Source organism: Staphylococcus gallinarum (genome assembly GCF_000875895.1).
Classification (GTDB): domain Bacteria; phylum Bacillota; class Bacilli; order Staphylococcales; family Staphylococcaceae; genus Staphylococcus; species Staphylococcus gallinarum.
In genome coordinates this window covers 432,098-445,304 of sequence record NZ_JXCF01000001.1, presented here as the reverse complement: position 1 = coordinate 445,304, position 13,207 = coordinate 432,098, and the positions used below count along the sequence as shown (strand labels likewise).

Below are 13,207 nucleotides of genomic sequence, written 5' to 3'. Positions count from 1 at the left end.
TCTGAGTCACTGTCTGCGTCTGAGTCACTGTCCGCATCTGAATCTGAGTCCGCATCTGAGTCACTGTCTGCATCTGAGTCAGAGTCTGCATCTGAGTCACTGTCTGCGTCTGAGTCAGAGTCTGCATCTGAGTCACTGTCTGCGTCTGAGTCAGAGTCTGCATCAGCATCGGCATCTGCGTCACTATCATCAACAACTATTGCTGATCCTTCGTCTGATACATTACCTGCGTCATCTGTTTCAACTGCTGTGACTTCATCACCATTATTTAATTCTGTACCTTCTGGTACGTCTACGCTCCAGCTTCCATCTTCACCGACTGTACCTGTTCCTGTTGTGCCATCTGGGAATGTTACAGTAATTGTATTTCCAGGTTCACTTCCAGTTCCAGTTACTGTATCTGATCCTGCTTCTGGGACGTTTACTGTTGGTGCTTCTGGTGCTGTTGTGTCTACAACCGTTGCTGTACCTTCGTCTGATACATTACCTGCGTCGTCTGTTTCAACTGCTGTGACTTCATCACCATTATTTAATTCTGTACCTTCTGGTACGTCTACGCTCCAGCTTCCATCTTCACCTACTGTTCCTGTTCCTGTTGTGCCATCTGGGAATGTTACAGTGATTGTATTTCCTGGTTCATCTCCTGTTCCAGTTACTGTATCTGCTCCTGCTTCTGGGACATTCACTGTTGGTGCATCTGGTGCTGTTGTATCCACAACTGTTGCTGTACCTTCGTTTGATACATTGCCTGCGTCGTCTGTTTCAACTGCTGTGACTTCATCACCGTTATTTAATTCTGTACCTTCTGGTACCTCTACACTCCAGCTTCCATCTTCACCTACTGTTCCTGTTCCTGTTGTGCCATCTGGGAATGTTACAGTGATTGTATTTCCTGGTTCATCTCCTGTTCCAGTTACTGTATCTGCTCCTGCTTCTGGAACATTCACTGTTGGTGCATCTGGTGCTACTGTATCTGCTCCCACTGTTACTGGCACTTGGATGTGATCTGTTGTGCCATCTGGATATGTTACCGTTACATCTACTTGTGATGTACCTGGTGTTGTGCCATCTGGTAATTGTGTTGGATCATCCACTGTAATTGTTGGTTGTTCTTCATCCGCTGGGTATCCAGGAACTGTTACTGATCCTGTCACATCGTCTGAAGTTGTTGCTTCACCGTATGGTTTTTCTACACCTGGTGATGTTGGTTCATAAGCATCATTATCTGCTTGTTCACCCACTGTTACTGGTACTTGGATGTGATCTGTTGTGCCATCTGGATATGTTACCGTTACATCTACTTGTGATGTACCTGGTGTTGTGCCATCTGGTAATTGTGTTGGATCATCCACTGTGATTGTTGGTTGTTCTTCATCCGCTGGGTATCCAGGAACTGTTACTGATCCTGTCACATCTTCTGAAGTAGTAGCTTCACCGTATGGTTTTTCTACACCTGGTGATGTTGGTTCATAAGCATCATTATCTGCTTGTTCACCCACTGTTACTGGTACTTGGATGTGATCTGTTGAGCCATCTGGATATGTTACTGTTACATCTACTTGTGATGTACCTGGTGTTGTGCCATCTGGTAATTGTGTTGGATCATCCACTGTGATTGTTGGTTGTTGTCCATCTGTTGGATATCCAGGAACTGTTACTGCACCTGTTACATCGTCTGAAGTTGTTGCTTCACCATATGGTTTTTCTACACCTGTTGTTGTTGGATCGTAGTTACGTGTTTCTAATACTTTTACTACGAAAGAATCTGCTGCAACATCATTACCACCTGAAACGATAACGGCAGTGTAAATGTCACCTTCTTGAGCAGTATCTGGTACTACAAATGTAGCTTGTTGTTCCCCATCTTCAAGTGATGTGATATCGCCAGTTTGTTGAACAACATTACCATCTTTATCTCTCCACTCAATGTGTGTTGGTAATGGTGATAATTTTGTACCTGTTAAATCAATATGAACTTCGTCGCCAGCAATTGCTGGTTTATCAGTATTATTGAAATCTATAATTTCAATACCTAAATCAGTTGTAGGTACTAATGCAAAGTTCACGTTATACCACATTGGATTTTGAACTAAGTTTTGCGCTGGAGCTGTTTGTGGTGTCCATGATAAATTACTATTTGGTTTTCTAAATTCAGGACTAGTATATGATGAGTATGAACTTACTACTTCACCATCTGGATTCATAACATAACCATAGATGTAATCGTCATCCAAAGTACCTGATGGGAAACGTAATGTATATCTACCATCTTCATCAGTTTCACCATAAACTGTAGCTGAAATATATTCCGGATGATCAGTTAATAATGTTTTTGCAGCATCTGCTCTTTCTGATTCTGGTAAGCTCTCAACTTGATCTTTATATGCTTGCGCACCTTCTGCAGTTAATGATGACATTACAACTGTATAACCAGCTGCTTCTGGATCATCGATATTATTATTTGGTCCAGTACCTGAGTTTGCTCTATCCCCAGCACCTGTCTCGAACCAAACTTGACCTGAAATACTGTTTTTCGCACTTAATGATACTGATGGCGCGCTTAATGGACCTTCTGTATCATGAATCCACTCTGAACGGTCAGTCGTCATGTATCCACCTTCAGGTTCAATACCCATATAGATACCTGTACGTTGCATGTTGACACCAATTAATGGGAATTGTCCTAAGTTTGAGCTTGTCACAGAGTTAACATATGAACCTGGGAAGAATCCACCAGCTTGACGAATCATAGTCGCCGTATTACCATTTGCTGTTTGGAAATCTTCAATCCATAAACGGTAATATTGTCCATCATTAGCAGTATATAAATGATGTGTACCGTAAGCATCTGTCCATCCATCTCTTAAGTCAAATGCATATGCACCTGGGCCTACTTGAGAACCGTCTAAATCACTTAATTGGTTAGTCGTTTTAGCTACATAAGTTGGTGATACTGCACCGTCTTTATCAATCCATTGTAAGTAAACATTAGTACCTTCTGGCACTGCTGTTAAACCGTTAGACATTGTAGAAGGTGTCCCTTTATCTACAATCCATGCACGACCTGATAAAGTATTTGCAGCATTTGTAGCGTCTGTTTGAGATTGGATATAACCATTGGCAATTGCATCTGCTTCAATAATTTGTGAATTATTAGTTGTAGCTAATGTTGTCATTTGGTCATTTGCAGCTAATGTAATTGCTTCTTCATTTTGAGGAGCAACTCTAGCAGCAGTTGCTAATGTAGTATTTGCATCTTGAGCGTTAGCTAATTGATTAATCAATGCAAATTGTAATTCTTGTGAAGTTAAATTGTCTGAATCTAAGTTCAAATCGCTAACTGCTTGTTCTGCATCACTTTCTGATACATTAGCAGCTTGTGCATAATATGCTACTGCTGATTTTTCGTCAGTAACCTTTGTGATATCAGCATCATTTGAACTTACATTTACACTGTCTGCAGTAGTTTTTTGTGAAGCTGGTGCTTCTGTTGTTACTTCTTCTTTTGTGCTTTCTTCAGCTTTTGGTGTTTCTGTTGTTGTTTCTTCTTTTGTGCTTTCTTCAGCTTTTGGTGTTTCTGTTGTTGTTTCTTCTTTTGTACTTTCTTCAGTACTTGGTGCTTCTGTTGTTGCTTCTTCTTTTGTGCTTTCTTCAGCTTTTGGTGCTTCTGTTGTTGCTTCTTCTTTTGTGCTTTCTTCAGCTTTTGGTGCTTCTGTTGTTGCTTCTTCTTTTGTACTTTCTTCAGTACTTGGTGCTTCTGTTGTCGCTTCTTCTTTTGTGCTTTCTTCAGTACTTGACTCTTCTGTTGTTGGTTGTTCAGCTGTTGCTTGCTCTGTAGTTTCTACCCCTGTGTTTGCTGTTTCAGAAGAAGGCTGATCAGATTCGTTTGAGCTACTTGTAGCTCCTTCTTCTGTTTTAGCATCTTCAGCTGCTTTCGCTTCATCATGCGCTGCGCCAAAGATTAGTGTTGCACCAACTAAAATTGATGCTGTCCCTACTGTAAATTTTCGAATTGAGTATTTGTTATTGATGTTCGGCAAAAAATCATGTCTTTTCGACTTTCTCACTTATCAAAAATCCTCCCTAATCACTTGTTTTAAAAAGAATAATTACCCTTTGAGAATAAGATATCATCAAACTAAAGTTTGCGCAATCTAAATTTAGAATAATAGAAAAAATTTAAAATAGTAACTAACATTTATTTACGTTAGTTTAACATTCTCTTTAAAATTAATTGTAATTGTATACAATTACAAACCTTATATTTTGGATGAAATAAATAATTTCAATATTAAACTTAAAAAATTATAGCGAATATTAGATATTTTATAATTACAATATTTATTACCTAAACCTTTATATACCAACTTCTAATTACATTCATCACAATAATGTACATTAACTCCGCGTTCTTTTGTGCCTAACACTTGTACAACTCTTGGATGACCTGTGCTAAATTTAAACCAATCACAACGTAGGAGGTGTCGAATATTCAATCCGAAAATTTAAGCCTTATAACTGAAATGGTCAATAATCCGAATGTTAAAGGCAAAGAATTAGAACAAAAATTTAATATTTCTCGGAGACAACTTGGTTATCGCATACAAAAGATAAACGATTGGTTAATTGAACAAGATTATCCTGAAATTGAACGTACGAGCCAAGGTTTTTTTATCGTAGATGAAAAGGTAAAACACTGGATTAATGTGCCCGCAACAATTAAGTCTACAAACGAGGACCACTTTTACACTTCTGAACAACGTGCTTATCTCATTTTATTAATACTATTTAGAGAAGATGAATTACTTTCGTTAAATCATTTTTCAATAGATTTACAAGTTAGCAAAAACACAGTTCTCAATGATTTGAAACGAACAAAGCAACTACTCACTTCCTATAATATTGAACTGAAATATACTAGGCAGGATGGTTATTACTTAAAAGGGCAGGAATTCGAACTTAGGAATTTACTTACTGCACTTATTGACAAAGTGTTTCAATTAAATATTTCTAAAGAAATGATTCTAAAGTGCCTTAATTTATCTGAAAACGATTTGGTAACAATTGATGAGCAAATAAGTAAGATTGAACAATATTTGGAAAATAAATTTATCGATCAAAGTACTGCAACATTGCGTTACAAACTGTTCTTAATCATTAATCGAATCCAACATAACAAAGTGGTTCACCCATTCTCTATAGAATATGAGGCACTTTCGGATACAGAAGAATATCAAGCTACAGAAATTCTCATTTCAGAACAACATGATATTCCAAGGCAAGAAAAGTTATTTATCACCTTACAATTATTGTCTACAAGCGTACAGTGGTCGGATGTAAATGATGCAGGCTATTTGCCAGATTTAAAAAATGCATTACAAGAAATGATAGCTCAATTTGAAAAACTTACATTTATCACTTTCGAAGACAAACAAGGTCTCATTAATCGTCTAATGTTGCATATGAAGCCAGCATTTTACAGAATCAAATATTCACTTTCTGATATCGATAGTTTACAGAATAATCTGAAAGAGGATTATAAAGAATTGTTTCATCTTGTAAAAATTTCATCAAAACCTATGGAAGCGATATTAAAGCAACCTATTCCGGATAATGAAATTGCCTATCTGACCATATTGATTGGTGGGACACTTAGAAACCAAGATGAAGATATTGATAGCAAAGTAAAGGCGGTTGTGGTTTGTACTCAAGGTACTTCAATCTCCCAATTGATGTTACAAGAGTTGCGTAATGTATTTCCTGAATTTATTTTCCTTGATGCTTTATCTTTACGTGAATTTAACCATTATGCATTAGATTTTGACATTGTATTTTCTCCAATGCATATCGACACTGATAAAAAATTGCATATTACAAAAGCCATGTTAACAACTCGAGAAAAGCAAGAACTACGGCAACATGTTTTAGGGCAACTCAATAATTCATTTGAGACCGACGTTCAAATCGATCGATTGTTATCTACTATTAGGAAACACACTGAGATTCATGATGAATCTGCACTTATCGATGATATGAAGGCGCAATTTAACGAAATGAATACCTATTCATCAATTAATGCCTCATCTGTTTCAATAAATAACTTGATAAATTTAGAAGATTTAATCACACATAAGCATATCCAATTTATGCCACATGTCGACGATGTTAACGAAGCAATACAGTTAACCGCTTCTCCATTAATTGAATACGGTTATGTAGATCCAAGTTATATCAAACAGATGATAGAAAGCTTTGATGATACTTATATGGTCATTAATCAAAGCATTGCTATTCCTCATGCTGAAAACAAAAGCAATGTTCATCGAACCTGTATGAGCATGTTGATATTAGAAGAGCCTATCAAACTCAGCACGAATCATGAGGTTCATATCTTTGTTGTAATTGCAGCAACTGATAAATTCAAGCATTTACGCCCATTATTACAACTTCGTGATTTGGCACAAGATCAGACAAGTATTAAACAAATTTTAAATTCTAGTACTAAAAAAGCTGTGACTGAAATAATACACAGTTTTTCAAATATAGATTGATAGAGAGGTGATGACTATGATGCAAGATATAAAGATTGATGCCGCTAATATCATCATTGATTTAGAAGCCAGTCAAAGTGAAGAAGCATTAAAGAAGTTATCTAATTTAATGTATGACAACGGTGACGTAAAGTCATCTTATCCAAACGCCATTATAGAAAGAGAAAAATCCTTTGCTACTGGTTTACCAACTGTACCCTATGCTGTAGCAATACCACATACAGACATTCAACATGTAAATGATAAATCGATTGGCATAGCTGTACTGAAGGATACCGTGCCATTTGTCATCATGGGAGAGTTAGAGGAAACAACCGAGGTAAAGTTAATTTTCATGCTTGCTATGGATAAAGAGGCAGCGCAGTTATCCTTATTACAAAAATTAATGGGTATTTTTCAAAATCAACAAACATTAACCACACTAGTCAACGCAAAAAACGAGCAAGATATTGTGACATTAATCAAATCAGAATTAAGTGACTAAATATATCAAAAATTAAAATAGCGTATGATGTACGCAAATCAGGAGGAATTTATTATGAAACAAGTATTAGTAGCATGTGGTGCAGGTATTGCAACGTCAACTGTAGTCAATAACGCAATTGAGGAAATGGCAAAGGAACACAACATTAAAGTAGATCTAAAGCAAATTAAAATTTCTGAAGTCGGTGCATATGTTGACACAGCAGATTTATTAGTAACGACTGCAATGACTCAAAAAGAATACGATTTCCCAGTTATCAATGCAAGAAACTTTTTAACTGGCATTGGTGTTGAAGATACTAAGCAAGAAATTTTAGCTGCTTTAAAGAGCTAACAAGATCAATACGATTTAAATAATCCGTGAAGATAAAATCTACTGCATTACTATAGTCTTTATCTTCACGTCATTTCAAACCAAAGAGGATGGTGTAAAGATGAGTGGATTTGTAGATTTTATAAAAGCATTTCTCGATTTAGGAGCGACAGTTATACTCCCAATCGTCATATTTTTATTGGGCTTATTTTTCAGACAAAAAATTGGAGCCGCATTTAGATCCGGCTTAACGATTGGTGTTGCATTTGTAGGAATATTCTTAGTTATCGACCTACTCGTTAAGAATTTGGGTCCTGCAGCTCAAGCTATGGTGAAAAACTTAGGAGTAAGTCTTCATGTTATTGATGTAGGTTGGCCAGCAACATCGTCTATCGCATGGGCTTCAGTGATTGCAGCATTTATCATTCCTTTAGGCATTATTATCAACATAGTCATGTTAGTTACTAAAACGACGAAAACAATGAACGTAGATATTTGGAATTTCTGGCATTATACATTCTGTGGTGCGATGGTTTATGCCGTTTCTGGTAGTATTTGGCAAGCATTAGTAGCAGCCGCAATATTCCAAATTGTTTGCTTAAAGGTAGCAGACTGGACTGCACCAATGATGAGTGAATTTTATGACTTACCAGGTGTTTCGATAGCAACTGGTAGTACGATCTCATATGTGCCAGGTATCTTTTTAGTAAAAGGTATACAAAAGATTCCCGGCTTAAATAAATTACATGCCGATCCAGATACCATTCAAAAACGTTTCGGAGCCTTTGGTGAATCAATATTTGTCGGCCTAGTACTCGGATTACTTATCGGTATATTAGCCGGTTATGATGCAGGTAAAGTTATTAACTTAGGTATGTCTATGGCAGCGGTTATGGTGTTAATGCCTAGAATGGTAAAAATTCTAATGGAAGGGCTTATGCCAGTATCTGAATCTGCTCGAAATTGGTTAAACAAACGCTTTGGAGATAGAGAAATACACATTGGTCTCGATGCTGCTGTTGCACTAGGTCATCCAGCAGTGATCGCTACTGCATTAATTCTAGTACCAGTCACAGTATTATTGGCTGTTATATTACCAGGCAATAAAGTATTACCATTTGGTGACTTAGCGACCATTCCGTTTATCGTTGCATTTATTGTTGGTGCTGCAAAAGGTAACATCATCCACTCTGTCATTGTCGGTGCTATCATGATTGCTATTTCACTCTATATTGCTACAGACATAGCTCCTATTTTCACAAGTATGGCAGATGGTACTAACGTGAAAATGCCATCTGGCTCTTCACAAATTTCAAGTTTAGACCAAGGTGGGAACATCCTAAACTATATAATATTCAAGTTCTTTAGCTTATTTAATTAAATAAATTCGGAGTTGATATAACTATGAAAGCACTCGTTAAAACAAAACCTGGATTTGGTAACTTAGAATTGTTAGATCGACCTATCCCTAGCCCTAACTCAAATGAAGTAAAAATAAAGGTCCACTATGCTGGTATTTGTGGTACAGACGTCCACACATATGAAGGCCATTATAAAGTAAACTTTCCAGTCACGTTAGGCCATGAATTTTCAGGTGAAATCGTAGAAATTGGCGATAATGTACAAAACTTCAAAATCGGTGACCGCGTTACATCTGAAACGACATTCTATATCTGTGGAGAATGTGAATATTGTCAAACTAAAGATTATAACCTTTGCAACCATAGAAAAGGATTAGGTACTCAACAAAATGGCGGATTCACCAAGTACCTAGTTGCGAGAGCAGATAGCGTTCACACATTACCTGACAATGTCAGCTATCGAGCCGCTGCCATGACTGAACCATTGGCGTGTGCCTACCATGCAGTTTCAAAAATCAAAGTATCTCAAGGAGATATTGCAGTCGTCATGGGACCTGGCCCTATCGGACTATTAGTAGCCCAAGTCGTTAAAAGTAAAGGTGCAACTGTTATTATAACTGGATTAGATAATGATCAAGAAAGATTAGATAAAGCCAAAGCACTTCACCTCGATCATGTCGTGAACATCCAGCATAATGATTTAAAGCAATATGTAGACAACATTACAAATGGATATGGCGCAAATATCGTTTTAGAATGTTCAGGTGCTGTACCAGCAGCAAAACAAGGTTTAGACATACTTCGGAAGAAAGGCGCTTATGTTCAGGTCGGTATATTTAAAGACTCTGAAATACCATTCGATTTAGATAAAATTATTCAAAAAGAAATCCGTGTTGTAGGTAGCAGAAGTCAAAAACCAGCAGACTGGGAACCTTCATTGCAATTATTAAGTTCTGGCGCAGTCAATGCCGAAACACTAGTTACAACAGAACTCGATATTAGCCAATGGGAGGAAGGCTACCAGCATATTAAAGGTGGAGTCGGCATTAAAGTCTTACTACGTCCTATAGATTAGTAACTACTAGTTAAAGCTATCACAACAATTTAGCTATATAATAAGGAAGTTTTTAGCAAGATAACATACTAAAATATTGCTCATCCAGTATAAAGGAGTTGAGAAAATGACTGAAACACTCTTAGATTTCATGCTTGGACCAATGCGAGGTATCACCGATTTTTATATGGAACATTTATTAGTAAATAACGTCATTGTACTGTCCTTGTATTTCATAGCTAGATTATTTAAAAAACGCAAAGCAACTGCCGAATAATTATATGAAATGGAGATGTGACAATTGAAATCACTTAATTTATATGACATCGAAGATTTACGTTTTGAAGAAATTGACAAACCAGTGATTACATCGCCTACAGACGTTATTATTAAAGTGAAAGCAACAGGTATTTGCGGGTCAGATACTTCTCGTTATAAAAAATTAGGACCTTATCAAAAAGGTATGACATTCGGTCATGAATTTTCAGGTATCGTAGAAAATGTCGGTTCACAAGTCACGTCATTAACAGTAGGAGACCGCGTAACCGGCTGTCCTGCTATCGTATGTCATCAATGCGCACAATGCGAACAAGGCAACTATTCTAGATGTGAATCACTTTATGTCATAGGCTCACTAGAACCTGGTTGCTTTGCAGAATTTGTTAAACTACCAATCAGTAACGTTTTAAAATTACCAGACAATGTCGATTTCACTACTGCAGCAATGGTCGAACCTTCAGCAGTAGTTGCACATGGTTTCTACAAGACCAACATGAAACCAGGTGCTACAGTGGCAATTATGGGATGTGGCAGCATAGGTCTGTTAGCTATCCAATGGGCACGAATCTTTGGTGCAAGCCACGTCATTGCAATCGATATCGACAATCATAAATTAGATATTGCTCAAAACTTAGGCGCAGATTTTTGTATTAATAGCCAAACTGATGATATAGCAACCACCTTAGACACTATTCCACATCATATTGATGTAGCAGTCGAATCAGCCGGCGCATTGGCTACAATTGGACCAGTATTAACACTGCCTAAGAAAGGCGGAGAGGTACTATTGCTAGGTATTCCCTACGCCGATATTCAACTGTCCCGCAAACAATTCGAAAAAATATTACGTAACGAACTTAACGTCATAGGATCGTGGAATGGACTTTCCGCACCATTCCCAGGTAAAGAATGGTCATCAACTTTACATTATATGTCTACAGGTGAGCTGAAAATCGAACCTATCATATCCGATGTATTACCTTTAGAACAAGGACCAGAGACATTTGATGCTTTAGTAAATAAAAAACGCGCTTTCGACAAAGTAATCTTCACTCCTTAAGACTAACCTTAGACTCACCTATTTTGACGCATGCACCGTTAAGCAATTTTAACTATATACAAAAACCACCATCTTGCCCTCTAAATAATGTCTGACCCAAAAAAGTTAGATTTTTAATCCAACCTTTGGGATTCAGTACAAAAATGAGCAAAATGGTGGTTTTTCGTATTATTTATCAAGTTTAAGTATGCCGTCATGCATATAATATACTTTATCGCAATATGCTTTCAATCGTTCATCATGTGTTACTACAATACAAACCTTATTTAATGCTTGTGTCTGTTGTTGTAAAATATTCATTACTTCTAATGCATTATCTGTATCTAATGAAGCAGTAGGTTCATCTGCTAATATGATACTCGGATTTGTATAAAGTGCTTTAGCAATTGCTACACGCTGCTTTTGACCACCAGAAATTTCATTTGGTAATTTATTGGCAATCGATGTAAGCCCCAGCTTTTCTAATAAATTTTGAAAGTCTTGCTCAGCAAGCACATTGATTTTTTGCTTTTTTAACAGAGCAAATTGTTGCTTCACTGTCAAAAAAGGTACAAGATTGGTCGCTTGTAAGACAAAACCAATTTCATTCATACGCACTTTAGCTAACTCCGGTTGCTTCATATGTGTAATCTTTTTATCATTTATAGAAATTTCACCTGATGATGGTGTTTGTAAAGCACCCGCCATAGTTAGAAACGTACTCTTCCCTGAACCAGATGGGCCTACAATACCAATCACTTCACCCTTATTGAAGGTTATCGTCGTATCTTTAACCGCTTCAATTGTCCTATTGCCATCCTTAAAGGACTTTGTTACTTGTTTAAATTCCAACATTTATGTCACTCCCTTATCCTATAGCCTTTAATGGATCTACTTTTCGAACAGTTAATATTGAGAAAAGACTGCCAACGATTGAAACAATGATTAAAGCAATGCCAAATATTACTAATGTAATAATGTTAAAGGAAACTGGTACTGCTGATGGTAAACAAGCGCCGGTTATCAACGTTAATACAAGGCCTAACACTGTGCCTATTAATGAAATAATAAATGTTTGTGCTAGCACAACTTTAGCCAAGTAGCCATTTGTAAAACCTTGAGCCTTAAGCACACCAAATAAACTTTGCTTTTGCAATGTCATAACATATAAGAAAATGCCAATTACAGAAGCTGATATAATAAATAAAAAGACAATCATGAAGTTTAACGTTAAATTCTGCGCCTTATACCCTGGTAATTGTTTAACGAAATTCTCTATAGATACTGCCTCTAAATTATGATTGAGCTTTTGTTGTTTCCATTTACTATCTTTCACCACTAATGCATTGACCTTATCTTTACTCAACATTGGATTAATTTTTGCGATAGTTGCCTCATTCGCAAAGACAACAGGAGAAGCATTATATTTAGCACTCTCACTAAACCCTACTATTTTTAATTTTTCATCTGATTGTGATAATGATAAGCGATTCCCTAATTTAAACCCTTTTTCTTTTAATGTGGCATCTGCTACAACTTCATTATCATGCTTGAATTTATGACCGGAAATTATTTTCGGCATTAAAAACGATTTTTGGGTCACACCGAACAATAATGCGTTTTCCTTTTTCTTGCCATTTGATGCAATAATACCCGTCTGTTTCAATGGTGTCTGCTTAGCATATTTATGCTCAATATCTTTCTTATCAATAACTGATTGTGCCACTGTCTTATTAGCATCTTTGTTTAAGATAATAGCATCTGCATGCCACTTATCAATGCCTTCTCTATTCATATTTATCAAGCCACTGGCTAACCCAGATAAAAAGAATAATAAATAACTAATCATAACAAGCACACCTATGATAAGCCCAAACTTCAATTTATTTCTGCGCATTTCATTCCATGCTAAATACATACGTCCACTCCCTAAATAATGCAATTCACTTTAAAAAATCCTACTTTTTAAATCAATTTGTAAATTTGTTTTCACTACATTTATTTCATCTATGTATAACTACTATCTCTAATAATATTAACTGTTAAATCATTAATTTCCCAGAAATTAATATTACTTATAATAATAAATTTAAAAATATTTTTCCGCATTTATATTATCCATCAAGC

10 protein-coding genes are annotated in these 13,207 nt (G+C 36.5%); 7 read left to right on the top strand and 3 right to left on the bottom strand.

The features are described 5' to 3' along the window. Positions 1-4,067, bottom strand: a 4,067-nt coding sequence (locus SH09_RS01920; RefSeq protein WP_052495396.1) for an Ig-like domain-containing protein, incomplete at its 3' end; no start/stop codon positions are given. Between the two features lie 414 nt (positions 4,068-4,481). Here SH09_RS01920 and SH09_RS01915 point away from each other — a divergent pair. The 7 genes from SH09_RS01915 to SH09_RS01890 all read left to right on the top strand — a co-directional run bounded on the left by SH09_RS01915 (position 4,482) and on the right by SH09_RS01890 (position 11,101). After that, a complete protein-coding gene (locus SH09_RS01915; RefSeq protein WP_235307451.1) occupies positions 4,482-6,551 on the top strand; it encodes a BglG family transcription antiterminator in 2,070 nt (689 codons plus the stop codon). A 19-nt stretch (positions 6,552-6,570) separates the two neighbouring features. Further along, positions 6,571-7,035, top strand: coding sequence for a PTS sugar transporter subunit IIA (locus SH09_RS01910; RefSeq protein WP_042737912.1), 465 nt, complete (start codon positions 6,571-6,573; stop codon positions 7,033-7,035). 54 nt (positions 7,036-7,089) lie between these two features. Further along, on the top strand, positions 7,090-7,368 hold the full coding sequence (locus SH09_RS01905) for a PTS sugar transporter subunit IIB (protein ID WP_042737911.1): 279 nt from the start codon (positions 7,090-7,092) through the stop codon (positions 7,366-7,368). A 100-nt stretch (positions 7,369-7,468) separates the two neighbouring features. After that, entirely contained in the window at positions 7,469-8,728 is a 1,260-nt protein-coding gene (locus SH09_RS01900; RefSeq protein ID WP_042737910.1) for a galactitol-specific PTS transporter subunit IIC, read from the top strand. Positions 8,729-8,751: 23 nt separating this feature from the next. Continuing rightward, on the top strand, positions 8,752-9,783 hold the full coding sequence (locus SH09_RS01895) for a zinc-binding dehydrogenase (protein ID WP_042737909.1): 1,032 nt from the start codon (positions 8,752-8,754) through the stop codon (positions 9,781-9,783). Between the two features lie 106 nt (positions 9,784-9,889). Beyond that, positions 9,890-10,039 (top strand): hypothetical protein, encoded by a 150-nt coding sequence (locus tag SH09_RS16830; protein ID WP_162846349.1) that lies wholly within the window; start codon positions 9,890-9,892, stop codon positions 10,037-10,039. A gap of 24 nt (positions 10,040-10,063) precedes the next feature. Beyond that, the gene (locus SH09_RS01890; RefSeq protein WP_042737908.1) at positions 10,064-11,101 is read left to right on the top strand and encodes a galactitol-1-phosphate 5-dehydrogenase; all 1,038 of its coding nucleotides are present in this window, start codon (positions 10,064-10,066) and stop codon (positions 11,099-11,101) included. Positions 11,102-11,269: 168 nt separating this feature from the next. Here the strand turns inward: SH09_RS01890 and SH09_RS01885 are convergent, their stop codons facing one another. Next, entirely contained in the window at positions 11,270-11,935 is a 666-nt protein-coding gene (locus SH09_RS01885) for an ABC transporter ATP-binding protein (protein WP_042737907.1), read from the bottom strand. Positions 11,936-11,948: 13 nt separating this feature from the next. Continuing rightward, positions 11,949-12,998 (bottom strand): ABC transporter permease, encoded by a 1,050-nt coding sequence (locus tag SH09_RS01880; protein WP_042737906.1) that lies wholly within the window; start codon positions 12,996-12,998, stop codon positions 11,949-11,951. Positions 12,999-13,207: the final 209 nt, after the last annotated feature.